Annotated in this window: 19 protein-coding genes and 6 tRNA genes; 11 read left to right on the top strand and 14 right to left on the bottom strand. The window is 50.0% G+C overall.

The features are described from left to right. Positions 1 to 10: 10 nt before the first annotated feature. The 3 genes from smc to ACJJIN_RS02030 all read right to left on the bottom strand — a co-directional run bounded on the left by smc (position 11) and on the right by ACJJIN_RS02030 (position 5,572). Entirely contained in the window at positions 11 to 3,514 is a 3,504-nt protein-coding gene (gene smc / locus ACJJIN_RS02040; RefSeq protein ID WP_444896676.1) for a chromosome segregation protein SMC, read from the bottom strand. 304 nt (positions 3,515 to 3,818) lie between these two features. Next, positions 3,819 to 5,048, bottom strand: a complete 1,230-nt coding sequence (gene ccmI / locus ACJJIN_RS02035; protein ID WP_444896675.1) for a c-type cytochrome biogenesis protein CcmI — start codon at positions 5,046 to 5,048, stop codon at positions 3,819 to 3,821. Beyond that, complete coding sequence (locus ACJJIN_RS02030) at positions 5,045 to 5,572, bottom strand: cytochrome c-type biogenesis protein (protein ID WP_444896674.1); 528 nt, start codon at positions 5,570 to 5,572, stop codon at positions 5,045 to 5,047. The genes ccmI and ACJJIN_RS02030 overlap by 4 nt, the downstream gene beginning before the upstream one ends. A 176-nt stretch (positions 5,573 to 5,748) precedes the next feature. Here ACJJIN_RS02030 and ACJJIN_RS02025 point away from each other — a divergent pair. The 6 genes from ACJJIN_RS02025 (at position 5,749) to ACJJIN_RS02000 (ending at position 7,062) form a co-directional block, all read left to right on the top strand. After that, a tRNA-Val gene (locus tag ACJJIN_RS02025) sits at positions 5,749 to 5,824 on the top strand. A 49-nt stretch (positions 5,825 to 5,873) separates the two neighbouring features. Continuing rightward, a tRNA-Asp gene (locus ACJJIN_RS02020) sits at positions 5,874 to 5,950 on the top strand. A 396-nt stretch (positions 5,951 to 6,346) separates the two neighbouring features. Further along, a tRNA-Val gene (locus ACJJIN_RS02015) sits at positions 6,347 to 6,422 on the top strand. Positions 6,423 to 6,470: 48 nt separating this feature from the next. Next, positions 6,471 to 6,547 (top strand) — tRNA-Asp (locus ACJJIN_RS02010). Between the two features lie 314 nt (positions 6,548 to 6,861). Further along, positions 6,862 to 6,937, top strand: a tRNA-Val gene (locus ACJJIN_RS02005). A 48-nt stretch (positions 6,938 to 6,985) separates the two neighbouring features. After that, a tRNA-Asp gene (locus ACJJIN_RS02000) sits at positions 6,986 to 7,062 on the top strand. A 70-nt stretch (positions 7,063 to 7,132) separates the two neighbouring features. On the opposite strand, the gene ACJJIN_RS01995 is transcribed toward ACJJIN_RS02000, so the two are convergent. The 3 genes from ACJJIN_RS01995 to ACJJIN_RS01985 form a co-directional block, all read right to left on the bottom strand. Further along, on the bottom strand, positions 7,133 to 7,612 hold the full coding sequence (locus ACJJIN_RS01995) for a GFA family protein (RefSeq protein ID WP_444896673.1): 480 nt from the start codon (positions 7,610 to 7,612) through the stop codon (positions 7,133 to 7,135). Between the two features lie 142 nt (positions 7,613 to 7,754). Continuing rightward, entirely contained in the window at positions 7,755 to 8,264 is a 510-nt protein-coding gene (locus ACJJIN_RS01990) for a GNAT family N-acetyltransferase (RefSeq protein ID WP_444894356.1), read from the bottom strand. 63 nt (positions 8,265 to 8,327) lie between these two features. Next, positions 8,328 to 9,218, bottom strand: coding sequence for a patatin-like phospholipase family protein (locus ACJJIN_RS01985; protein WP_444896672.1), 891 nt, complete (start codon positions 9,216 to 9,218; stop codon positions 8,328 to 8,330). Between the two features lie 101 nt (positions 9,219 to 9,319). Between ACJJIN_RS01985 and ACJJIN_RS01980 the strand changes: the two genes are divergently transcribed. The 3 genes from ACJJIN_RS01980 to ACJJIN_RS01970 all read left to right on the top strand — a co-directional run bounded on the left by ACJJIN_RS01980 (position 9,320) and on the right by ACJJIN_RS01970 (position 11,154). Then, on the top strand, positions 9,320 to 9,835 hold the full coding sequence (locus tag ACJJIN_RS01980; RefSeq protein ID WP_282933480.1) for a PH domain-containing protein: 516 nt from the start codon (positions 9,320 to 9,322) through the stop codon (positions 9,833 to 9,835). 59 nt (positions 9,836 to 9,894) lie between these two features. After that, positions 9,895 to 10,611 (top strand): esterase/lipase family protein, encoded by a 717-nt coding sequence (locus tag ACJJIN_RS01975; RefSeq protein ID WP_444896671.1) that lies wholly within the window; start codon positions 9,895 to 9,897, stop codon positions 10,609 to 10,611. An 84-nt stretch (positions 10,612 to 10,695) separates the two neighbouring features. Then, a complete protein-coding gene (locus ACJJIN_RS01970) occupies positions 10,696 to 11,154 on the top strand; it encodes a GNAT family N-acetyltransferase (protein ID WP_444896670.1) in 459 nt (152 codons plus the stop codon). Between the two features lie 70 nt (positions 11,155 to 11,224). Here the strand turns inward: ACJJIN_RS01970 and ACJJIN_RS01965 are convergent, their stop codons facing one another. The 6 genes from ACJJIN_RS01965 to ACJJIN_RS01940 form a co-directional block, all read right to left on the bottom strand. Further along, positions 11,225 to 12,733, bottom strand: coding sequence for a PepSY-associated TM helix domain-containing protein (locus ACJJIN_RS01965; protein WP_444896669.1), 1,509 nt, complete (start codon positions 12,731 to 12,733; stop codon positions 11,225 to 11,227). Positions 12,734 to 12,760: 27 nt separating this feature from the next. Further along, positions 12,761 to 13,339 (bottom strand): hypothetical protein, encoded by a 579-nt coding sequence (locus ACJJIN_RS01960; RefSeq protein WP_444896668.1) that lies wholly within the window; start codon positions 13,337 to 13,339, stop codon positions 12,761 to 12,763. 110 nt (positions 13,340 to 13,449) lie between these two features. Further along, the gene (locus ACJJIN_RS01955) at positions 13,450 to 15,666 is read right to left on the bottom strand and encodes a TonB-dependent siderophore receptor (RefSeq protein WP_444896667.1); all 2,217 of its coding nucleotides are present in this window, start codon (positions 15,664 to 15,666) and stop codon (positions 13,450 to 13,452) included. 331 nt (positions 15,667 to 15,997) lie between these two features. Continuing rightward, positions 15,998 to 17,566: an AbgT family transporter gene (locus ACJJIN_RS01950; RefSeq protein WP_444896666.1), complete on the bottom strand. Its 1,569-nt coding sequence runs from the start codon at positions 17,564 to 17,566 to the stop codon at positions 15,998 to 16,000. Between the two features lie 80 nt (positions 17,567 to 17,646). After that, the gene (locus ACJJIN_RS01945) at positions 17,647 to 18,654 is read right to left on the bottom strand and encodes a tryptophan--tRNA ligase (protein WP_444896665.1); all 1,008 of its coding nucleotides are present in this window, start codon (positions 18,652 to 18,654) and stop codon (positions 17,647 to 17,649) included. A 121-nt stretch (positions 18,655 to 18,775) separates the two neighbouring features. After that, positions 18,776 to 19,774, bottom strand: coding sequence for a helix-turn-helix domain-containing protein (locus tag ACJJIN_RS01940; RefSeq protein ID WP_444896664.1), 999 nt, complete (start codon positions 19,772 to 19,774; stop codon positions 18,776 to 18,778). Positions 19,775 to 20,097: 323 nt separating this feature from the next. Here ACJJIN_RS01940 and ACJJIN_RS01935 point away from each other — a divergent pair, with 323 nt between their 5' ends. Both ACJJIN_RS01935 and ACJJIN_RS01930 read left to right on the top strand, forming a co-directional pair. After that, on the top strand, positions 20,098 to 20,508 hold the full coding sequence (locus ACJJIN_RS01935; RefSeq protein ID WP_444896663.1) for a rhodanese-like domain-containing protein: 411 nt from the start codon (positions 20,098 to 20,100) through the stop codon (positions 20,506 to 20,508). Positions 20,509 to 20,608: 100 nt separating this feature from the next. Further along, positions 20,609 to 20,989, top strand: a complete 381-nt coding sequence (locus tag ACJJIN_RS01930) for a hypothetical protein (protein ID WP_444896662.1) — start codon at positions 20,609 to 20,611, stop codon at positions 20,987 to 20,989. Positions 20,990 to 21,243: 254 nt separating this feature from the next. On the opposite strand, the gene csrA is transcribed toward ACJJIN_RS01930, so the two are convergent. Both csrA and ACJJIN_RS01920 read right to left on the bottom strand, forming a co-directional pair. Next, positions 21,244 to 21,423, bottom strand: coding sequence for a carbon storage regulator CsrA (gene csrA / locus ACJJIN_RS01925; RefSeq protein WP_444894366.1), 180 nt, complete (start codon positions 21,421 to 21,423; stop codon positions 21,244 to 21,246). 1,139 nt (positions 21,424 to 22,562) lie between these two features. Next, complete coding sequence (locus ACJJIN_RS01920; protein ID WP_444896661.1) at positions 22,563 to 24,254, bottom strand: histidine kinase; 1,692 nt, start codon at positions 24,252 to 24,254, stop codon at positions 22,563 to 22,565. Between the last annotated feature and the right edge of the window lie 143 nt (positions 24,255 to 24,397).

The following is a 24,397-nucleotide window of genomic DNA, read 5'->3' as shown; positions in this document are numbered from 1 at the left end:
CTTTACGCCCTTATGCAGAAGCCAGCTCGGCTGCTTCTTCCACATTCACCGACACCAGTCGGGATACACCCGGCTCGTGCATGGTAACCCCCAGCAACTGATCCGCCATCTCCATTGCGATCTTGTTGTGGGTAATATAGATGAACTGAACGTGTTCTGACATTTCTTTAACCATTCGTGCGTAACGACCAACGTTAGCATCGTCAAGGGGAGCATCCACCTCATCCAACATACAGAAAGGTGCTGGATTCAGACGGAAAATCGAGAATACCAATGCGATCGCTGTCAGCGCTTTTTCTCCACCCGAGAGCAGATGGATTGTGCTGTTGCGCTTGCCCGGCGGGCGGGCCATGATCGCGATACCAGTATCGAGCAGATCTTCACCGGTAAGTTCCAGATAGGCATTACCACCACCGAAAACTTTCGGGAAGAGTTCCTGCAGGCCCGCATTTACCTGATCAAAAGTTTCCTTGAAGCGGGTTCTCGTTTCCTTGTCGATTTTCTTAATTGCATTTTCCAGGGTCTCCAGCGCTTCCATCAGATCCCCATGCTGGCGATCCAGGTAGTTCTTGCGCTCAGACTCCTGCTTGTATTCATCGATAGCGGCGAGGTTAATCGGCCCGAGACGCGAGATACGCGCGGCTACCAATTCCAAATCTTCCTGTACCTGTTTAATCGTCAGATCGCCAGGCAACTGTTCGAGCAGCTGATCGATATCGTGCTCGCTCTCGCGCAGCTGCTCTACCAATCCGTTTCGTTGCACTTCCAGAGTCTGCGCAGCGAGACGCTCCTGCTCAAGCTGGGCGCGCACTCCCTGAAGAGCCGCCTCCACTTTGTGGCGCTCCTGTTCCTGCTCACGCAGGCCGGTCTCAACCTCTTCCAGCTTTTTGCGCGCATCGGCGAGTTCCGTTTCCACCTCAATACGCTCGCCGAGTTTTTCTTCCAACTCAGCCTGAAAATCCTGGGAGGGGTCCTGGGTCTCCTCCATTTGCTCCTGCAATTGCTGACGACGACTGCGCAACCTTTCCAGCTGCTCGCTCATCACCTGCAAAGTGCGCTCGAGAGACACCATCTGGGTGCGCACTGACTGCTCGCGCATAGCCAGTTCATGGGCGCGATCCTTGTCCTCCCGCGCGCGCTGGCGCACGGCATCCAAAGCTTCGCGCAATTCCTCCCGGCGTGCCATTAGCGTTTCGCGACGATCGGTATCATCGCTCATCGCCTCGACAGCTTCCTGCAGCATTAGACGAGCTTCCGACAGGGACTCCCCTTCCAACTCCTGCTGCTCACGCACCTCATCGATTTCCTGCTCAATTCGGATACGGCGCTCATTCATCTGCTCCGCACGCGCCCGTCGGGCGGACAACTGGCTGCGCAGCTCTGCCTCGCGACGCCCGAACTGGTCGGACTCATTGCGAGCCTGTTCGATGGAGCGCTCGAGATCGACCGTTTGCGTGCGCAGGGACTCGCGTCGCTCGGCAATACTCTCTATCTGCTCCTCACATAGGGCCAACTCCTGCCCCAGGGTTTCAAGATCCTGCTTGCGCGCCAGGACCCCGGCCTCTGCATCACTGGCGCGATTCACTCGCAACCAGTTAGGACCGAGCCAGAGCCCATCGCGAGTCACAATAGACTCATGAGCTTGCAAATTCGCTCGCCTGGACAGCGCCTCAGTCAAATCCTCTGCGGTATAAATTCCCGCCAAGATGCCGGAGAGAGATGCCGGCCCCTGAACCATATCCTGCAGCGAAGGAAGTGCTCCCTTGGCACTGCTATTTACAGCACTGTTATCGATCAGAACCGCTTGACCGCTTTCCAGTGCCGCCAATCCTTCAGCCACGGACTCGAGCTGCTCAACACATACCGCCTGCAATTGGGGGCCGAGGATAGTTTCAACTGCGGTTTCCCAGCCGGGCTGGGCTTTAATCTGGTCGGCGAGCCGGGGCTTGTCAGCCAGGGCTTGCTGGTGCAGCCAATTCTCAACTGCCTTGCCTTGCCCTAAAGCAGCTTGCTGCAAGGCTTCCAGAGACGCCTGACGGCCGCGCCCGGTTTGCAGCTGCAAGCGTAACTGATCGAGTTCGGTAGCCAGCTCCCGCTCCTGCACACGGAGACTGTCCAGAGACTCGCGACGCTCTGCCGCTTCCTCGCGGCGCTCTTCAGCCTGCATTTCCAGCTCGGCCATCTGCTCGTTCAGCTGCAGTGTCTCTTCATCGTCGTCAGAGACCTGGAGGCCGGACTGCTCCGCCAATAGCTTGTTGACCCGCTCCAGCAGCCGCTGGCCAGAAGTTTCCAAGTGCTGGATGCGGGATTGCTGTACCTCAGCTTTCTGACGGGAGCCAGAGGCACCCTGGTTAAACTGGTCCCACTCGTTCTGCCAATTGCGCATCTGCTCTTCAGATTCGAGCAGTGCCGCAGCAGACTCCTCTTCTGCTGCCAAAACCATCTCCAGGTCCGGCAGAATAATCTCAAGCTCCTCCTCAAACTGGGCCGCTTTTTCGCGATCCACTTCGAGATTGGTCTCCGCCTCGCGATATTCTTGTTCGGTTTGCGCCAAATCGGAATGCAGGCGAGTAGAGCGCTCACGAGCGTGGGCAATGCTCTGCTCCAAGCGGGCGATATCTCCACCGACGGCGTAAAAGCGTCCCTGGACTTCGTTAAAGCTATCAGACAGCTCGTGGTACCCCACGCGCTTTTGCTCAATGCCTGTGTCACAGGTGACCTGGCGGGTAACCAGCTCTTCAACGGTGAGTTCAAGCTCACCTATTTGTTGCTGCTTGGCCTTGGATTGGTCATCCAGTTCGCGGTATTTGAGCGCCTGAAGATTAGCCTTGTGGCTGCGCTCTTCCTCTTTAAATCGGCTGTATTTTTCCGCTGCTGCGGACTGTCGCTCCAGTCGGGACAACTGGCGATCCAGCTCATCGCGGATATCCGTGAGGCGCTCAAGGTTTTCAGAGGTCCGTCTCATCCGGTTTTCGGTGTCCCGGCGGCGCTCCTTGTATTTGGAGATACCGGCGGCCTCTTCGATATAGACGCGCAGCTCTTCGGGCTTGGCTTCGATCAACTTGGAGATCATGCCCTGCTCAATAATGGCGTAGCTGCGTGGGCCAAGGCCGGTACCCAAGAAGAGATCGGTTACATCGCGGCGGCGGCACTTCTCGCCATTCAGGTAATAGGTGTTCTGTGCTTCCCGGGTTACCTTGCGCTTGACGGAAATCTCCGAGAAAGACGCATAGGCTCCAGAAAGCTTGCCCTCAGAGTTATCAAATACCAACTCAATCGAGGCCTGCCCCACGGGCTTACGGCCACTGGAGCCATTGAAGATAACATCCGTCATCGAATCGCCGCGCAGGTTCTTTGCGGAGGATTCCCCCATAACCCAGCGCACCGCATCGATGGTGTTGGATTTACCACAGCCATTGGGACCCACCACCGAGTTGAGGTTTGTCGGAAAATAGACAGTGGTAGGGTCAACAAAAGACTTGAAGCCCGCTAGCTTGATGCACTTCAGACGCATGTATTTATAAACTCGATATTTTTCTCTGCCGGGCGGGACACCAAACCTTTAATATTACTTGGTGTCGCCAGAGCATTCAGCGCTATTCTTCACAGTAATGTTCAGTCGGGATTATCAATCCGACCAAGCAGCGGTCAAGTCAAACATGACGATCGCTACCAAATGCCAACTTGCCCCAATAGAACTCATCAATATCGGGGCAATGTGAGCTTGAGGCCAATTAGACGCAAGAATGCCATCCGGCCGCAAATAAAAATGAGGCCACAGCTTACACTGTGACCTCATTTTCGACAGTCACAGCCAGTTACAGCTGACTATCGATGGCTATTGACTGAGTTTCACTCCAGCGGGATTTAGGCAACTCGCTAATCATTCCCTGCCAATCCCCCGGGGCCGGACGCGCATCTCCCTTAATGGCCAGTCGCGCTACCAACTGCACAGAGTCGACAGTGGCGATGGAGCTTCCAGGCATCATTGCTCGGGACTCATCCAGCACAACCTCTGCCGGTAACTGCCCAGCCGTGAGGCGCACGATAGCCAGAGGCATCGGGCTCGCAGCACTGCGTGCATAGATAAATACCGGGGTAGATTCTGGGGCTTCAACTCCCTCCCCCAAACTGACCTGAACTCGAATCTGCGGGCCTTTCTCTTTCGTTTCTACCTTTGCCTGCACCGCTACAGCCTCACCGCTGTCTGCCAAAGCGCTTTCGGCCCTGGCAACGCCAGCCTGAAGCGCCTCTGCTGCTGCAGATCCTGGGGGAAGCTGGCTAAGTGCTAGCTGCCAATGCTGGCGAGCCTTGCGGTAGTCCCCATCTTCAAAAGCGGCAATACCCGCCAAGCCCAGCACAGTGCCATTGGATGGCTGCACCTGTAACACCTGCTCAATCAAGGAGCGGATTTCATCGGTAATCTTGGAACCGCCTTCAAAAAACAGCGCTTGCGCCAGCTCAGCTTGAACATTGGCCGCCTGGGGCTCGCGAGCCACAACATAGCGATAGGAATCTACCGCCCCAGCCAAATCGCCACTCACCAGTAGCCGCTGCGCCAATATATAGCGACTGCTAAGATCATCTGGATGAGTTTTAGCCCGCTCCTGCAACTGACGGGTGATTTTTGCCTCTTCCTCCGAAGAGGTGTGCCCACCTTGGCTCGCCACCATATCGCGATACAAAGCTACTTCGGACGGTCGGTCGGAAAACCCGTAGGCAGCTGCTGCAATTGCAGGCACCAAAACCGCCAGCCCGATCAGCAATCGGCCGCCACCCTGCCTGGCTTCACCAGATTGACTTTCCTGCTGAGCCGCCAGCAGTTCCCGCGCGAGATCTGCCTCCAGCTGGGCAAACTGCTTTTCATCCATCGCACCGCTCTGCACCGCAGCGCGAAGTTCTTTACTGCGCTCCCGGTAGAGCGCTGCCATAGCCTCTCGCTTGCTACTACCGCTGCGACGTCTGCCTGCAGCTCTCAAAGCAGGAATCAGAAATACAAAAGCTACCAACAGTAGCAGTAGGGCTACACCAAACCAGATATCAATCATTTACCTTCCTTCCCGCTATCACCTTCATCTACAGCTCCTTCTCCCAACAACTGCTTTAATCGACGCCGCTCATCATCAGTGAGTTCCCCACTGCCGTCATCTTGGCGAGCCCCGGTACCACTTTTTGAGCGCATCACGATCACAATCAAGGCCAGAAGCCCGAAAATGGCAAAGACTCCCGGAGCCAACCACAGGATCAAGGTATTTTTCTGAACAGGTGGGCGGTAGAGCACAAAATCCCCATAGCGGGCCACCATGTAGTCAACGATTTCCTGGTCCGTAAATCCCTCCTCCAGCAAACGGCGGATTTCACGGCGCAAGTCCGAGGAAATAGACGCATCGGAGTCTGCCAGGTTCTGGTTTTGACATTTGGGGCAGCGCATCTCTTCAATAAGCACGCGATACCTTGCATCCAGCTCGGGAGAGGACAATTTTTGTGTCTCCACTACCGCATGTGCAGCGATGGACAGGCAAAACATACCGAATGCCAGTACAAGTTGGGCCAGCCAGGTCTTCTGTGTCACAGCTTTTCTCACGCTCTAACTAACGGGAATTGGGGCGATTATAACAGTGTCACCCCCCGGCGGACACGCCCACGAATTCACACAAAAGCGCGTTAACTCATTGAAAGACAAAAAAAAATTCAAAAAAGGCGTTGACGCCACGAAGAATATCATTAAGATACGCAGCTCCTGACACGGGGTGGTTAGCTCAGTTGGGAGAGCGACGGCCTTACAAGCCGTAGGTCACAGGTTCGACCCCTGTACCACCCACCACTTCTCTTACTCTTGCCCGGCAAGAGCAACCAAAGAGAAGCAGGAATGCGGACCGGTAGTTCAGTTGGTTAGAATGCCGGCCTGTCACGCCGGAGGTCGCGGGTTCGAGTCCCGTCCGGTCCGCCATATACAAAAAAGCCCTGCTCGCAAGAGCGGGGCTTTTTTGTTTGTGCCTCACATCTTTTCATTTTTCTAACATTTTATTTTCAGTTGCTTACGCTGGAAATTTGAAAGGGCCACAAAAAAACAACCAAATCTCAGCGTAAAAAAATAGTGCGAGCGCAGTGCCGACAAAATTTTTCTGCAACAATTTTCTCTAGCCTGAATTTTTATTTTCTGAATTTCTACGCAGCTGATTTTGATCGATAAAAACAACTTAAAAAGCCCTCAAAAAATCCTCTAATTAATTAATTTTTAAACAATTTTTGGGTGTTTTTTATTCTTAAAAAACTTTTTAAAAATCTTCCAACAAAATTGTTGACCGCAAAAAAAATATCATTAAGATACGCAGCTCCTGACACGGGGTGGTTAGCTCAGTTGGGAGAGCGACGGCCTTACAAGCCGTAGGTCACAGGTTCGACCCCTGTACCACCCACCACTTCTCTTACTCTTGCCCGGCAAGAGCAACCAAGAGAAGCAGGAATGCGGACCGGTAGTTCAGTTGGTTAGAATGCCGGCCTGTCACGCCGGAGGTCGCGGGTTCGAGTCCCGTCCGGTCCGCCATATACAAAAAAGCCCTGCTCGCAAGAGCGGGGCTTTTTTGTATATGAAAAATTCAAAACCACTTTTCAATACACAACCACCTCCCCGCTCCCCGCCACAAACTGTGCAGACCGACTAACAAAATTAATAGAAAACCGGGGCAATGAAAGTAGCACCCTGTTTTATTACCAAGTATTGCCAATACACGAGCAGCAATTTCTTCAAATACACACCCGCTTCTCACACTTAAAGCCAGACGCAAACTTTTTTAGAAAAACTTCCCTAAGTTGTTGACCTAAGTAAAAAAATCATTATGATACGCAGCTCCTGACACGGGGTGGTTAGCTCAGTTGGGAGAGCGACGGCCTTACAAGCCGTAGGTCACAGGTTCGACCCCTGTACCACCCACCACTTCTCTTACTCTTGCCCAGCAAGAGCAATCAAGAGGAGCAGGAATGCGGACCGGTAGTTCAGTTGGTTAGAATGCCGGCCTGTCACGCCGGAGGTCGCGGGTTCGAGTCCCGTCCGGTCCGCCATATACAAAAAAGCCCTGCTCGCAAGAGCGGGGCTTTTTTGTATGCGCCAATTAGAAAAGAGTTTGGGTTTTTAAACTTCAGCTGAAGCCGCCTGGCTCTCCTCCCATTCCCCATCCACTGCTTCTTCGCCGCCATGCAATAGATGCATCAATCGCTCCAGCTCCGGCATTTCATTAAAGCACTCCGCTTCACCAGAAATTTCATCCCAGGATGCTTTGGATTCTGTGCAAAGATGGGCCACGACTTTCCCATCGATATCCCCCTCCAACAATCCCGCAGGCACCCAGAAGTGCGTTGTATTACTCATTAAGTGCGGAACTGTACTTCCGCATCCACTGCAAAAGTCAGATCGATAGCCCGTAGGAGTCCGGAATGAAGAGATTCTGTCTAAGCCCCGCACCCAGCGAAACTGATCCCGGCTAATAAACATGGCCGTATCCGAGGCGGAACCACTCAATTTGCGGCAGAGCGAGCAATGGCATTGGTAAAGGTTTGGAATTGGCTCTTCCAGCTGGAACTCAACCCCACCGCATAGGCACTTCCCATTCATCCCTTTCTCCTTCCGCAAAACTGTTATTCGAAGTCGTCCATGAAATCGCAATAGGTTAGCAACAATATCTCAGTCCTACCCAAGACTCCTATAGACACACAGTGAAATAAATGCCATTTGGCGTCTCATTCAACGAACATCATTAAATATCCAAGGATCTGGGGTTTAGCTTCGCCGTGAGGATATGATCCTCCCAGCATCCATTGATCTTCAGGTATTTTGCCGCCCTACCCTCGACAACGAAGCCCAGTGCCTCCAGTAGAGCAGCCGACCTATCGTTGCCAGGCATGTAGTTAGCCATCACCCTATTCAAATTTAGGGTGTCAAAAGCATAATCAACGACATGACGACACAAGCTCCCCATTAAGCCCCGCCCCTCGTGGGACTGGTCAACTGCATATCCCATATTACAGGCCTGAAATGGGCCTCGGATGATATTCGTCAAGGAGCAAACACCCAGCAACTGATCACACCCGGACTCTAATGCAGCAAACTTTAAAATTCCTCCAGAGCTTATGCGTCGAATCCAGGACCCGGAACTGTGAAAACCGGGCTCGCGAATGGGCTCCCAGCGCTTCAGGTGCTCTTCATTAGATAGATAAAAAGCAGATATGGCGGGCGCATCTGTCACTCCGAGCAAACGTATTTCCACCAGTCGATTACCTCACCATTCACATTCTGATTAAGCTCAATCAACCCATTTATACCGGCACTACTATTCAATTGACGGTAAAGAGTCCCGCTGACCGGGAAGCTCACCAAGAAATTCCCAACCCCGGGTCCTGCCGCTCTCATAACCTTCCTCGAGCAACTCTGCTTCCTGGGTAAAACGCTTAACCGGGAAATTGTCTGGAGGCGCAATAACCGAAACCTGGCACCCCTCTGGAGGCACCTCGATAAACTCCAGGGCCCGATTATATTTCTCCCCCCTCTCTAGCACGGCCTCAAATAGCCGGGTATGATCACGGAAAAACTGTTTGATAAATTTTGGAGCAGGCCCCTTAATTTTCCGATACCCCAGAGGGCGCGAAAGAATAACGGTTATATTTCTGGCCCCCTGCTGATAGGCCTGAATAATCGGTATCGAATCAGCCAGACCGCCATCGGTCATAGGCTCCCCATCCACTTCAGGAAACCCCCGGTAAGCAACCGGAATGGCACAAGAGGCCGGGAAAACCTCGTGCATATTTTCTGGAGTTACTTTCAGGTATCTAGCCTCCCCCGTGTTGATACTGGTAGTCACGGCATAAAGCGGTATTCCATTCTCAACATAACTATCAACACTGAGCGGAATATCCTGATATGACGCATGCCACAACCAGCCAATATCACAAAAATGACCGCCTCGGAGATAGCGGCGCCAGTCGATGAAGTCTGCCCGCCGGGCATGGTCCATTAGTATTTGCCGACTTCGCCCATGATTTCCCGCCAGATAACCAATCAAGTTGGTGGAGCCTGCGGATACACCGATCGCAAAATCAAATGGCCGATAGCCCGCCTCCAAAAATGCATCCAATACGCCTGCAGCGAAAATCCCCCGCATAGCACCCCCTTCAACCACAAGGGCTGACTGGGAATTCTCGTTAATCAAAATACAGTCTTCCATAGCGAGCAACCGTTAAAACCAAACCATCTCTACCTTTGCCAAGCAGATTCCAATAGCACTATGATTGGGGCATTCAGGTAATCCGTTGAGTTAAACCAAGTATGCCAACAATCGCGTTTAAAGCGCCGTGGAGCCGCCAGCTCCAAATTATCAGTGCCATATGCACATTACTCCTACTGGGACTGCCGCTCTTTCTGGCATCGAGAGCACCAGCTGCTCCATCTACCCTCTATAGCATTGCCATAGCACTTCCGCCTGCAATACTGGCTCTCAGCGCCTTCTTTGCCATCCGTGGTTACGCCATCAAAAATGGCAACCTCTTGATATTGCGCCCGGGCTGGAAAACCACCATCTCCTTGGAGGGGCTATCTGAAGCATTCCCCGACTCAACCGCCATGCAAGGATCAGTCCGCATCTTTGGCAACTCCGGCTTATTTGGCTATATAGGCCTGTTTCAAAACCAAAAATTGGGGCGCTATCGTGCATTTGCTACCGATCAGCAAAAATCTGTCGTACTGCGTCTGGCTACACAAACTATCGTGATCACTCCCGATAAACCGGAGCGGGCAGCGGACATTCTCCGCCAACACTGCCAACTTCAACCCAACCCAAATTAATTGCTCCGACAACAACGCCACACGAATAGGCACAAGAAGTCGACAGGAAGTTCAAACCGATGAAAAAGTTCGCTTTTATAATTGCCGCCGCATTTACGCTGCTATCAGCAAGTGCTCACTCCGCTTGTGTGATTTTATTGCATGGACTAGCCAAATCAGATAGCTCAATGGAGAAACTGGCAAAGGCCATAGATGCCGAGGGTTTCCAAACGGTCAATATTGATTACCCTTCGACCAAGCACTCCATTGAAGCTTTGGCCAGCATGGCCATAGCGCCTGCTGTCGAGGAGTGCGGTAACGCGCAAGAAATCAATTTTGTCACTCACTCCATGGGCGGCATTCTGGTAAGGCAATATCTACATTCAGCTGAAATCAAAAACCTGAATCGCGTTGTCATGTTGGGCCCACCCAATAAAGGCAGCGAAGTAGTTGATAAACTGGGAACATTCCCCGGTTTCAAGTTTATGTTTGGCGATGCTGGGCTGCAGTTGGGTACCGGCGAGATGAGCGTCCCCAACAAGCTCGGTAGTGCAGATTTTGATGTAGGTATTATTGCCGGTACTCGCAGCATCAACCTGATTCTATCCCGCCTTATCCCAGAAACCGATGATGGTAAAGTCTCCGTATCCAGCACAAAACTGGATGGCATGAATGATCATCTGCAAATGCCAGTGACCCACGTGTTTATGATGAAAGATAAAAAAGTTATCTCGCAAGTTATCCATTACCTTAAGCATGGATTCTTTCATAGAGCCGGCAATCAGGCATCCAATTAAAATTAATCGATCTTATAAATAATCTATACCTTTTAACTCCAATCACAATACAAAATTAGTGACAATAATTTGGAATTCACCTTTATGCAGTGGCAATGGTGCAGCTTTAAAGAGCTTACGCTCAGTCAACTTTACGAAGTTTTGCGAGTAAGGCAGGAAGTTTTTACGGTAGAACAAGATTGCCCCTATCAGGATGCCGACGGCAAAGACCAACACTCCTGGCACCTGATCTGCTGGGAAGGAGACGAAGATAACCCGCAGGTTATGGCCTACCTGAGAGTTGTTTTCCCAGGCCTTAAATACCGGGAACCTTCGATAGGAAGAGTATTAACCGCAGAAGCCAGTCGCGGAACAGGCCTGGGCAAGGAGCTGATTCGCCGAGCCGTAATGCACACATGCGAAGAATACCCCAACACTGGTATTCGCATTTCAGCTCAACAACATTTGGATAGATTTTACGGGGAATTTGGCTTTGAGCAGGTGTCTGAGCCATATCAGGAAGACGGCATCCCGCATATCGAGATGTTACGCCCTGCCAATTAATTGAAAGGGACCTTGTAAGTCCGATAGAAGTTTTGGGGGCCCTGCAGAGGCACTGCGGGACCCCAAAAATCTAGTTGCTACCCAGTGGATTGGCACCGGCGGATACAGGCTCGCTATCCGACTGACGCGCCCTGCTATAAAGGCAAGAGGCCGCGATTCCAGCAGCAATTAGCAACCACACAACATTAACGACCAGTGATGCTCTCACAAAGGAATCCTCACCAAACTGAGCAACGTGCACTACAACTGCACCGACGCAAGCGATAATTGTGGCAATACGCAGAGACATAGACCACTTGGCCACTGTCCCCATGAAGGCAGCCGCAACGCTTAACACCAAGGTCACCAGCCAGAACACCTGCGCAGCATTTAGCTTAAACGCCAGATAAGTCACCGCACTCAGAGCAATCGCAAATGGTACACCCCATACCTGAGCCATCCAGACTCGCTCCAAACGTACGGCGGGATTGCCGCGCTGACGCTTGCGAACAAACCAGATATTGATGCCGGATACCACCAGCAAACACATCCCCACCCCCAGCAGGAAGTAAGCAATTTTCACTGGGAAACCGGAAAAGTGGCCAAAGTGTAAACGGTACGTAGAAAGGTAAACCTGCTTAGCCGCGTCTCCCTCAGACCAACCCTCTTTTTCAATCAGGCTACCATCGGGATTAAAGTGGTAACGCTCACCCCAGACCAAACGCTCTGGAACCCGGGTCCACACCTCAACAACCTGGCCTTCACGTCCAGGGAATGCCACTTCTAAACGAGTGCGCTCTTCTTCCGGTGCGATACGATCCATTGTTGCCAGAATTGCAGCATAATCCGGATAATCAACTTCAGGGGCGTTTTCCTCCATCACCGGATGATCCGCGTAAAGCATGTGCTCTACCTTTTCCGTATCACCCTCAAAGAATACGCCGGCAATTGCAAAAGCGGCTACCTGGGACAACCCGATAAAAGCCCCAGTAATGGCTATGGCAAGATGAAAGGGAGAGGCCCAAACCCCCAGGCGATTGTGCAAATCCACTTGTTGAAGACGCTTAGAGCCAGAAAGACGGAAAGAGAAAGCGTCTTTAATAATTTTGGGGTGGGCCAGCAAACCGGAGACGATCAGAGCGGACATCACCATCCCGATCAAACCAACCAGGATGACCCCATAACCAACGGGAAGGTTGAGCGCGTAGTGCAAGTAAGCCAGGAAGTGGGTCCACTCATGCTCCACCTTGCCCAACAGGGAACCATCTTCAGCGACATATCGCTCCATATCGCCGACTTCAACCATCAATCTGGGCTTATCCTGATTAGGGATGGTGAAGGTAATTGAATCGAGATCCTCTTTTTCCTGCTTAGCTAACGCAATAGCATTTTCTGTAGCCGTCCGATACACAGAGGCTTCAACATTGAGGTTCTCCAACTCGGAGGCCTGCTCCCAGCGTTCGAACTCATTGTAAAAAACCGCCAGTGTTCCGCTGACGCAAACAATATATAAAAGAGTGGATACCGCCAGGCCGAGAACTGAGTGTCCATCGGTCATATCACGGACAAAGCCAGGGGTCGGTTTAAAGGAAAATTTCACGTTAAATTCCTACTCAAGTCCGTTGATCTATGCTGCCGAAGCGGGAAGCGCAAAGGTCAGCAACAAGCCGCTGACCACCGAGAAAGCCAGCATGGCAGCCGAAGGGCGCAGAAGCTTTTTATCGGCACAGCACCAAACCATCGCCAGGGTCCAGATTATCACCGACAGGAAAGCTCCGCCGACCAAGCGGGCAGTTTCAGAAAAACCGGTAAAACCAAAGAAAAGCAAACCGGCAATCAAACCACTGGCCGCGGGCAAAAGAAAGGCAGCCATAAAACGCAAGAAGCCCCGCAACCACAATGGAAGCAGGGCTTGAGATTCGGGTGTTCCCGAGCGCTGTTTTTCAACGGGTCTTGGGCCACTGGGCCAGTCACCCTTAAGAGCCAATAAAGCAAAGGCTCCGAGCATCACTATTAAAGTGGCAATACTGATTCCATATTCCACCCCAACAATTGAGCTCCACCCAAAAGCCGACAACACCATGGCTCCCCAACCACTCCAACGGCGCACGGGCTCTGCCCCTCTGCGAGACCAGGCGGAATAAAGGAGCAGAATCCCGGCCAAAGCAAAGGCGCTGGAAACTCCTGCAATCATATAAAAAGACATTGGCATAACCATAACAGCGAGAGACTCGCCTCTCGTCTGGTTGCTTAAACGTAAAAAAGGGAGCCAGCCCACAGACTCCCCCTGTGGACAAGCTCCCAGTCTACACTAACTTAGAAAATGTAGCGTGCTTCCGCAGTTACATAGCGACGCTCACCGTAGAAGCAGTCACCGCGGCTCAGGCAAACCGTTGTATGCTCTTCATCGGTCAAGTTTTTCGCATTCAGCTGGAACTTCCAGCTTTCAAGGGTGTATCCGATAGTCGCATCATACAGAGTATACGAAGGGTTCTCTGTCGGGAAATGAGCAAACTCCGAATCGTAATAAGCTGCATTTTCTGGATCGAAAACAACATATTGTGCATGTACTTTATCGATACCGGTGTAACTGTCTCCTACGTAACGCGCCCCAACGCCAATAGTAAGCCCTGGAACCCAGTCGCTCAGATCATAGTCTCCCCAAATAGAAAACTGCTCTTCTGGCACGCCTTCGATTTCAGAACCCTGCTCAAAGGAGCTGCTGCTCTCAGTGATCTCAGTGTCTATTTGACTATAGTTAGCGATAAGAGTGAGATTGCCTAACTTACCGCTGGCCTCAAGTTCGAAACCATCAACTTTCGCCTCACCAATTTGCTCGAAAAGCCCGTAATCCCCATAAGTCAAACGATTCTTTTGCTTGATCTCATAAACAGACGCCGTCATCAAGATATCGGTTCCCTCAGGCTGAAACTTAACACCAGCCTCAACCTGATCCCCCTCTACCGCTTTAAAGTCACGCCCCATACCATCCGGGTCGGATACGATCGGCTCAAACGATTCAGAGTAGCTAACGTAAGGTGAAATGCCATTATCAAACGCGTACATCAAACCAAAACGCTTGGTTACAGCATCCTCCTTGTGAGTTCTTTGATCCGCTTCAGGGTCATTACTATCTGCTTGACTACTGGTGTTATCCTTCCTAATCCCGGTATTCAGAATAAAGTTACCGAAGGAAATCTGATCCTGGAAATAAAATCCAACCTGCTCAGAATCGGTAACAGTTTTCGTTCTGGCCAGATCCTCAAGGCCCGTAGGTACATACCCATAAACAGGATCAAAAATATCGATCACGCCACCATAACTTCTCGCTCTCAGAGTACTCTCATCAATTTGAGCGTCCTGGCTGTCCAAGCCAAAAGAAATCTGGTGTTCCAACGGGCCAGTTGAGATTTCCCCGGAAAGTCGCAAGTCAAAAATAAGGAAATCGCTGTTAGCGTCCTTCATGTAGACGGTACGTGATACTTCACGTATATCTCTTTGTAGGCGAAGCCTAGCTGAGAAGTCAGCGTACATACTGTTGTAGTCCACTGTACCTTCAGAGTACCGAAGAGCCGCGTTAACTCCCCAATTGTCACTGAATCTGTGATCTAACCACAAACTGTAACCAGTCTGCTCTGTATCATATTTATCCCAACCCGGCTCACTCAGGAAAGTGTCAGTAGGGATTTCACCATTTACGTTCTCAACAATGGTGCCACCCCAGGGTAAAAATGCTGCGGTAGTACCTGATTCATCTTCCTGATAGCTCGCCATAAAAGTGATTTCAGTATCAGCATTCGGACGCCAGGAAATCGAAGGCATTAGTAAAGTACTGTTATCTTCAACGTGATCAACCTGGGCATCAGCCTCTCGATTGTAACCAACCACGCGGTAGAGCCACTCTCCAGACCCGTCGATAGAGCCAGTAACATCTCCCGCGACTACCATGCGGTCGTAATCACCAGCCTGAACCATTACCTCACCCCCAAATTCCTCTTTGGGGCGCTTAGAAACTAAGTTGACAATACCGCCTGTAGAACTCTGCCCGTAAAGTACAGATGAAGGGCCCTTCAGGATTTCAACACGCTCATATGAATAAAGATTTGCTCTGGAACTCGTATAGCTACCAAAAATAGACTGGAGACCATCAACAAACAGTACTGGTTCAACAGCGCGAATTGTGGACCAGTCCCCGCGAGCGTCTACACCAAACAAACCACCGTTAACACCGGCAGAATACTGCAAAACATCTTGTATGGATTTAGAGCCAGTCGCATCAAAAAAGTCCTTATCCCGTAGCGTGATCGAATACGGGGTCTCATCGACCGGAATATCCAGTTTACCAATGGAGGTCTGACGATCCAGGTTCAGATCTCCGATAACACTAACCTCTTCAATTCCTTCATTTTTATCTTCTGCAGCAAACGCCACAGAAGAACCGCCCGCAGCAATAGCCAACGCCAATACAGAGCGACTGATTCCAGAAATTACAGGAGAAGCTTTTTGCATACTTTTTGTTCGAGCGGTACTCATGAAGGTCCCTCAATGCCAACTGAATTTATGTGAATCACACTTAGACTGTGATACAAGTAACTGGTCGCGAATCCTAATAGGAATCGTTATCATCTACAACATTATTGGAACATTTTTTTATTAAAAATGTCTTCGCGGCGGTTAATGACAAAAAAACAGCATGAAAAGGTGGTTTAGCCACGCCAAAAGCGCACGGTCGTACCAAATTATTTAAGCTATCGGGAAGGACTGAAAGGCTTGGGCAGAGAGGGGGTTGGGTGGCAGCTCGCAAGCCACCACCCATCCATTTAGGGTGTCATTCGATCAATTGACCTTAAAGCACCTTGCACCCTTAGGGGTAGGTATAACTAGCCTGCACTCCCAAAGGCATCCCCAGTGTCCAGTAAGCCACCAGGAACAGTGACCAGCAAATCAGGAACACAATGGAATACGGCAACATAATGGATACAAGTGTCCCAATACCCGTTCCCTTCACGTAGCGCTGGCAGTACACAACCACCAAGGGGAAGTAAGGCATCAGCGGGGTAATAATATTGGTGGAGGAATCACCTACCCGGTAAGCCGCCTGGGTGAGATCAGGGGAGAAACCGATCTGCATCAACATAGGCACAAAGATGGGGGACAGCAGCGCCCACTTGGCAGAGGCAGATCCCACAAATAAGTTGATAAAGGCTACCAGTACAATAATGCCCATCAGGGTAATCGGGCCCGGCAGCTCCATCGCCGCGAGCAAGCTCCCTCCCTCTACCGAAAGCAGCGTACCCAAACCGGAGCGGGCAAACTCAGAGATAAACAACGCACAGAAAAAAGCCATCACGATGTAATAAGCCATGGAGCCCATGGTTTTGGACATCGCATCAATAACATCCTTACTCTGGCGGAAGGTACCAGCCGCATAGCCAAACACCACACCGGGAATCACAAACAGCAGGAAGATCAGCGGCACAATCGACTTCATAATCGGCGCTGTGAAGGAGGCCAATTGCCCTTCTGCATCGCGCAAGGCCGAAGTCTCTGGCAGCATCCAGGCCACAAGCCCCACGATACCCGCCACCATCACAGTTACCGCCAGGTACATCGCTTTTTTCTCGCGGGCGCCCAGTTCCTGCATTACTGGCATATCCGCTTCATCACCATCCACCTCTACATTCTTGAGACGGGGCTCGATGACCTTATCCGTCAACCACCACCCCAACAGGGTCACCAGCAGGCAGGAAGCCGAAGTGAAGAACCAGTTATTAAGAGGGTTTACCTGCATTTCCGGGTTGGCGATTTGTGCCGCTGTCTGGGTAAAGCCTTGCAGTAAGGGATCAATCGCTGAGGGAACAAAGTTGGCAGAAAAGCCCCCTGAAACTCCGGCAAATGCCGCAGCGATACCCGCTAAAGGATGGCGCCCTGCCGCATAGAAGATCACCCCTCCAAGAGGAATTACCAATACATAACCCGCATCTACGGCTGTATGGCTGACGATAGCTACCAAAATCAACATAGGTGTCAGCAGCATCTGCGGCGTTACCGCCAGCAGCTTTTTCAATACCGCATTGATAAAGCCACTCTGCTCAGCCACACCGACCCCCAGCATGGCTACCAGCACTACCCCCAGGGGCGCAAAACTGGTAAAGGTAGTTACCATACCAGACAGGAAGCGAGCCATTTCACTACTGGAAAGCAGGTTGGTTACCTGTATCGCCTCACCGGTAGCGGGGTGTAAGGCTTCGAAGTTAACACCGGAGAGAAGCCAGGAGAGTACCCAGATTCCCACCATCAAGATCAAAAACAGAACAGCGGGATCGGGTAATTTATTACCGACAACCTCAATAAAATTGAGCGCTCGATTAATCCAGCCATTTTTATTATCGGCACTATTGCCGGCATCAGGATTTGCCTGAACGTTTTCCATGTTTGCACCCTGTACATTTATTATTTTTTATTAAAAAGGAGGCCGATACTCCATGGCCTCCTGCTTTTTCGGGAAAAGCTCTAACCTATCTTGCGAATACCAACCGCGTGACGCAACTTCTCGATAAAGGGCGCAGAGTAAGCGCGAGCTTTAATAGCCCCCTTCTCCAGCTCCGTTTCAATTTGGTCCGGGTTAGCCAGCAGCTCATTGTAGCGCTCGCGAGCTACACCGATCTGGCCGTTCACCAGCTCAAACAACTGCTTCTTGGCTTCACCCCAGGCAATGCCCTCTTCAAAAGCTTTGCGCATTTCTGCTGTCTGTTCTTCGCTGGCAAATGCCTGCCAAACCTGGAATACAGTGGAAGTATCCGGATCTTTTGGCTCGCCCGGCTCCAGCAGGTTGGTTTTGATCTTATTAATGTGCTTTCTCAGCTTTTTCTCAGGAAGGAACAGCGGAATAGTGTTGCCGTAACTCTTACTCATTTTGCGACCATCCAGGCCTTGCAACACAGCTACGTGGTCGTCAACTACCGCTTCTGGTAAAGCGAAGTGCTCACCGTAGTGGTGGTTGAAGCGCTGGGCAATATCCCGAGCCATTTCGATATGCTGTACCTGGTCTTTACCCACCGGCACCTTATTGGCGTTGAACATCAGAATGTCGGCGGCCATCAGGATCGGGTAGCTATACAGCCCCATGGTGACGCCAAAATCGGAATCTTCGCCATCGGCGCGGTTGGCATCTACCGCTGCTTTATAAGCGTGGGCACGGTTCATCAGGCCCTTGCCGGTCATGCAGGTGAGCAGCCAGGTTAGTTCAGGAATCTCATGGACGTCGGACTGACGGTAGAACACCACATTGTCGGTATTCAGGCCCAAGGCCAGCCAGGTTGCAGCGATCTCCAGGGTGGACTGATGGACCTGTGCCGGGTCCTGGCACTTAATCAGTGCGTGGTAATCGGCCAGAAAGTAGAACGATTGGTTGTTTTCATCCTGACTCGCGGCGATCGCCGGGCGGATTGCACCCACATAGTTCCCCAGGTGTGGAGTACCGGTTGTTGTAATACCGGTTAATACGCGCTGTTTCGTCATAATTCCTTCGTAGTCTGTACTGTCATCAGGCAATAGAGACCGAATCATACCCCTTTAGTGCCCAGGGGTGTATCAACCAAAGGTACCGACTCCCCATAGCCGTACCAACATGCGGCCAATGTTAAGCCTCAACCGCCACTTTGGCGGAAACCTGGAATTGGCGCTGATATTCACTTGGCGAAATCCCAAACGCCCGACGGAAATGGTGACGCAAGGTCGCACTACTCTCAAAGCCAGCCAGTTGGGCTGCTCTGTCTACAGACTCCTTACCGGACTCCAGCGCCTTCTGCGCCGCCCGCAAGCGCTGCTGAATCAGCCACTCCTTGGGAGCAATTCCCATCGACTGGCGAAACTTTCGGTCAAAACTACGGCGGGATAAATGGGCGCGCTGCGCCAAATCATCAATTTTAATTGCGCCATCCAAATTGCCAATCGCCCAATCCAGCGCAGCAGAGAAGTGGTCTGGCCGTTTGGCAACGGGCATCTCCACATACTGGGCCTGGCCACCCTGCCTATGGGGTGCCATCACCAACCGACGGGCCACCGAATTGGCCAATTCATAACCGTGATTGCGCCGTAAAAACTCAATGCCCAGATCGATGGCAGCACTACTGCCCGCAGCGCAAGCCAGCGCGTCCTCCCACACGTAGAGAACATCTCCCACATACTCCACCGCAGGAAAGCGCTCACGAAAACGCTCCGCAAACAACCAGTGGGTAGTCGCTTGTCGACCATCAAATAATCCCAATTCCGCAGGCAGAAAAGCACCGGAGCAAAAAGTAAGGATCTGGCGGCCGGCAGCGGCAAACTCAGCCACCGCCCTATGTACACGCTCCAAATAAGCATCTTGTGGTTGTGCATTGGTCGACCAACAGGGAATCACCAGCAGATCATAATCCATCAAACTCTCTACCCGCCGACAAGCCAGAGCCAGACCGCCGGTCGCCAGAGGGTTTTCCTCAGCGAAAGTCACAATTTCACCGGTGTAGAGCTCGCTAAGTTCAGGTCGGGGTAGGCAAAAGAGTTCGGTAGCGCAACCGAGTTCGAAGAGTGAGACCTGCCGGTGGGCGAGAACAGCCACTTTCTGGCTCTTATTAGGCTTTTGTGCCAACGTCGACATAGGTACCCCTAACCCTCAGCAGTTAATTAAATTAGGTTAACGAATAAATCCAATCCAGCATACCCAGTTGAGCAGTTATTGAAAGCAATGCCGGGAATAAAACCCTCAACCTTTGAAGCATTATTTGATAGGTAAATCACTATCATCTTCAAATAAGTAAAGCCGAACCCCACTAGCCAAAGCCGACCCACAAGTTTGCACGCAGAATTGGCGCAAAATTAATGCTATCTGGCTCAGAGGTAGATCGCCCGGAAGCAACCAAACAGGGACACTATCGCCACTTGGAAATCTGATGAGTCACCGCAATTACCGGGAGCAATTATATGAGTTCAGCCGTAAGTAGAGTACCCGCTGCCAGCAGCCAAGATGCGCTAAACCACTTCCAAAACCTCCTATCTTTTGAAACAGACTGCTGGGATGTACACCACGCAGTCAGCCAAAATCGCAAGGACTTTGTACTTTTAGACGTGCGAGGTGAAGAGGCCTATAAAAACGGACATATACAAACAGCTGAATCCTTACCATACAGCCGTATCAATAAAGACAGGCTGAGTGAATACCCTTCAGATACATTATTTGTTGTCTATTGTGCAGGCCCACACTGTAACGCGACAGAAAAAGCAGCTATCAGGCTGGCCACACTTAACAGGTCGGTCAAGAAAATGATCGGCGGCATCACCGGATGGTTAGATGAAGGGTTCACCCTCATCCAAGAAACAGCCAAATCAATTTAATTCCTATTGTTAGCCTCTTACAGGATGACATAGCTTGGCATAAGGATGTGCCAAGCTATCAAACGCCGATTCAAAGAAACACTGATTAAATGGTACTGATATGTTTGTTCGCCATGCCCACCCCACCGACTGTTTTTATCTCTTCAATATGATGCGCTGCTTAGCCAGGCATAATAATTCAACTGACTCTTTCCATATTACCCAACTTGAATTGCAAAATAAGTTGTTTCAGAGGAAGGAGCATCAAGTGCTGGTTGTGGAACAAGACCACAGCCTTGAGGGGTATATCAGCTTTAATATTATTCCAGAAAATGAAAGCTCGGCGGCCTTAGCTATTATCAGCGAGCTATATATCGGGGATTGCGATACAAACCGAAAAGAAGAAATTACCCAAGCCCTATTGAGTGCAATTTCGAAAGAAGCTCGGAAATATCGCTGCATGGATATAAGGTGGAAGGTATCTTCAAAGGGGCATAAATAAAAACGGGATTTTTAGCAAGGATTGCAAGTTCAACTTGTAATACAAAAAGAAGGAGAATTCTAAAACTCACCTGACAGAAAATAATTAGCCCTTCCGCCACCTAACTAGCTTTGATATTCAAAAAAGCCTTTTGGCAGCAAAGAGACACTCGAACCAGAGTGCGTATATCCCCTGCCAGCCAAAGGCTAAAACTTTATGTTTGGAGTCTAGCTTCTTATTCACCTGCCCCCAGAATTGTCCCCCTTGCGACATATTCAAGCCTCCAATTTCTGTTTCTTTTTGATCCTCACATAGACTTCTTCACGGTGGATAGGCAGTGACTTGGGTGCGCTTATACCTATCTTAACTTGATTACCTTTTACCTCCAGCACTGTGACTGAGACATTTGATCCAATTCTTAGATATTCACCTGTCCGTCGCTTTAAAATCAACATTCTCATTTCCTTCAATAATCAAAGTTTGAGCACTTCCGCGATGGGGAACCTGTGATTCAACGTTTGGAGGAAATATGGGGTGGTGCGCGAGGGCGGTAGGCACAGAAGAGAAAAAGGCGGGCGCTAGGCTTCCAGAGCTTGGGAATTGGTCCCAAACTGCTGAATGCACTCCACTTTATTGAAGACGAGCGGGTTTCTAGCGTATTATCCATATAGCCATTTTGATACTTATCCTATCAATTTGGTTAGCTGGCCCCGGGTGTTGGTAGCACCTTGGGTCAGCGCCTTTTACTTACTCTTATGTCACGCTACCGTTCTCCTTTAAGGGGATGGGTCTTTTAGAAAATTCTCGGTTCACTCGAAACCTTCAAGTTTGTAAAGCCTTTTTAATCGGCTCACTCAATTACGATCAAAATACTAAAAATATCCACCGATTCTACGCAGCTTTGACATTAAAACAAACGCAATAAATTCCAATAAGATCATTTTCGTGCCTATATTTTTTATGTGCCGGGCTTGTGAAACCTCAGCTAACAACCAACAACTGCTATTGATACTGGGATCCTCCCTCTGACTGTTCAAAAGCTTGAAGAAATAAGCTCTCATTACCGTAGCAGGGAAGAGTTTTCTGAATTAGGTTAAAATTCCCATTGAACTAACTTCACAAACAGCACATAGTGCGTTTTGAGCTAGTGATCGTGCAGGCACTCTAAATTATAACCGTGTGAGCGATAATGATTGGATATGCTCGCAATCAATTGGGGGTAGCTAAAATTATCTTTTTCAAATTCACCCTAGTTTAATAATACTTGAAATCAAGACACCCAACACCAAAATGAAAAACCCTAACCTTTGACAACCAAGAAAGAAGTTAATCATTAACTGGCAAAAAGAAAATCCAATCACCTACCATTGCTTGCTAAATATGCAAAGTAAATAGAATCTTCAAAGTATAGGGCTAAAAAAATTGAGCCCTAATCTCTCGATCGTACCAACAGTAAAATTCAGAGAGATAAATAAAGGAAAGAAATTGAGGTCTCAACTTACAGAAGACAGGTTGGTAAAGCATGGTTGGACCCACGAATATGGGTCCAACTGATATAGAAATATTCCTAGAGATTGAGAAAGATATCGTCTAGCTAGTAGATATAAATAGCTCCCGCAGCATCCGCATCATTTAAATCTGGATCAGCCATAATCCCAGTATCCGAGCCCTGCTCTTCTGGAGCGCCCACTACCAGGGTATCACCATCGCCACTTAAAGCGATTGAAGTTCCAAAGTAGTCACGCTCATCGGTGTTATTAGCTTTCAGGTAAGTGCTCTCAATCCACTGCCCATCAACCATCGAATACATATAGGCCGCACCCGCCCTAGATGCCGAGTTGTCATTGCTATCAGCATAGAAACCTATACCAGCACTACTCTCCTGAGCACCTACCGCAAGTAGTGAGCCATCATTGTTCAGGCTAATAGACGTACCAAAAGCATCATCTTCATCGGTGTTACTCGCTTTAAGGTAGGCACTTTGGTACCAAGAATTCTCCTCATATGAAAATAGATAGACAGCACCATTATTGAAGCCATCACGATCATCGGGGTCCTCTGAAGCACCAGCCTGAAGTGGGGCACCCACAGCAAGCAGGCTGCCGTCGCCACTAAAACTAACATCCCAACCAAAGCGATCGCCCACACTTGCACTATCTGCAGTAAGCAACTGTTGTTGAGCCCAGCCACCATTATTGGAGAAGATATAAGTTGCTCCCCTGCCACCATGCCCACCAATAGCACCAACCGCCAGCATGGAACCATCATCACTCAAGCTAACGGATGAGCCGAAGTCCATATTTGAATTACTATCACTTGCCTTCAAATAAGCTTCTTGACTCCACTCAACCCCAGAATACTGGAAGATATACACCGCACCAGAATCCAGAGCTTCGTCATTATCAGGGCCGCTATTAACACCGGTAGCACTACTATCTTCATATGGGGCTGCTACTGCCAGGGTTGTTCCATTACCACTTAAACTCAACGCCCGACCAAAGAAATCATAATAGCCATGATTATCTGCTCTTAATTTAGCGCTGTGAGTCCACTCCAAATCCTCACGGGTGAATATATGAACTGCGCCAGCTGAAAAGTTATCATCCTCACCATTTTCTTTGTAGGCACCAACAGCCAAAGTATTCCCATCGCCACTAAGGCTCACTGCAGATCCAAATGCAGCTCCACCTTCAACCTCAAAAGCTTTTAAAACAGCTCGGTAAACCCAGCCATCTTCACCGTAATCAAAAATATATACAGCACCTGACCCGCTAGCTGCATTATTAAATTCATTTAACTCATTACTATCTTCGCCAGTCGCACCAACAGCTATGGTAGAGCCGTCATCACTAATCGCAACGGACCAACCAAACTGGTCACCGGCTTCGGCATTACCAGCCTTGAAATAACCAATACTATCGACAACTTCCTCATCAATCGATATTTCATTTGAATCCAGGCAAGTTGTATCATCACAGCTTTGCAATATATAGCGAGCATTCAATCGCTCAAATAGAGGCACCTTAATTTCTACAATTTCAGAACCTGCAGAAATTTTATCGCTAACTACTTCATAGCCAGATTGCCCATCTTTGTTCTCAAAAAGTTGATAATAGGTAGCCCCCTCAACATCCGACCATTCAAAAGTGAACACTTTTGCTGAATTGAAATATAGATAGGGAGTCGCCGCCTCTGAGATTGAGGAACCTCCGCCGCTATCACTTCCCCCACAAGCGCTCAAGATCACACCACATGCAACGACTACTGAACTGCTTTTAAATTTCACAACATCCTTCCCTAAAGAGTATGATTTGAATCGCGCGCAACTCTACCAAGCTTAAGGGAAAAGAAAAACCAGAAACAGGATAAAGTGAGGGTCGAAGGGGATTAAAAAAACAAGGCAATGGTTGCAGACATTAATACCGCACC

This window comes from Microbulbifer maximicatervae (SeqCode), from assembly GCF_052467505.1.
The sequence above is the reverse complement of the archived record's forward strand: the minus strand, read 5'-3'. Positions and strand labels throughout refer to the sequence as shown.

Excerpts from the sequence above, each read along its gene's own strand:
- smc (WP_444896676.1), bottom strand. The coding sequence starts at position 3,514 with ATGCGTCTGAAGTGCATCAAGCTAGCGGGCTTCAAGTCTTTTGTTGAC.
- ccmI (WP_444896675.1), bottom strand. The coding sequence starts at position 5,048 with ATGATTGATATCTGGTTTGGTGTAGCCCTACTGCTACTGTTGGTAGCT.
- ACJJIN_RS01995 (WP_444896673.1), bottom strand. The coding sequence starts at position 7,612 with ATGAATGGGAAGTGCCTATGCGGTGGGGTTGAGTTCCAGCTGGAAGAG.
- ACJJIN_RS01985 (WP_444896672.1), bottom strand. The coding sequence starts at position 9,218 with ATGGAAGACTGTATTTTGATTAACGAGAATTCCCAGTCAGCCCTTGTG.
- ACJJIN_RS01980 (WP_282933480.1), top strand. The coding sequence starts at position 9,320 with ATGCCAACAATCGCGTTTAAAGCGCCGTGGAGCCGCCAGCTCCAAATT.
- ACJJIN_RS01975 (WP_444896671.1), top strand. The coding sequence starts at position 9,895 with ATGAAAAAGTTCGCTTTTATAATTGCCGCCGCATTTACGCTGCTATCA.
- ACJJIN_RS01970 (WP_444896670.1), top strand. The coding sequence starts at position 10,696 with ATGCAGTGGCAATGGTGCAGCTTTAAAGAGCTTACGCTCAGTCAACTT.
- ACJJIN_RS01960 (WP_444896668.1), bottom strand. The coding sequence starts at position 13,339 with ATGTCTTTTTATATGATTGCAGGAGTTTCCAGCGCCTTTGCTTTGGCC.
- ACJJIN_RS01955 (WP_444896667.1), bottom strand. The coding sequence starts at position 15,666 with ATGAGTACCGCTCGAACAAAAAGTATGCAAAAAGCTTCTCCTGTAATT.
- ACJJIN_RS01950 (WP_444896666.1), bottom strand. The coding sequence starts at position 17,566 with ATGGAAAACGTTCAGGCAAATCCTGATGCCGGCAATAGTGCCGATAAT.
- ACJJIN_RS01945 (WP_444896665.1), bottom strand. The coding sequence starts at position 18,654 with ATGACGAAACAGCGCGTATTAACCGGTATTACAACAACCGGTACTCCA.
- ACJJIN_RS01940 (WP_444896664.1), bottom strand. The coding sequence starts at position 19,774 with ATGTCGACGTTGGCACAAAAGCCTAATAAGAGCCAGAAAGTGGCTGTT.
- ACJJIN_RS01935 (WP_444896663.1), top strand. The coding sequence starts at position 20,098 with ATGAGTTCAGCCGTAAGTAGAGTACCCGCTGCCAGCAGCCAAGATGCG.
- ACJJIN_RS01930 (WP_444896662.1), top strand. The coding sequence starts at position 20,609 with ATGTTTGTTCGCCATGCCCACCCCACCGACTGTTTTTATCTCTTCAAT.
- csrA (WP_444894366.1), bottom strand. The coding sequence starts at position 21,423 with ATGTTGATTTTAAAGCGACGGACAGGTGAATATCTAAGAATTGGATCA.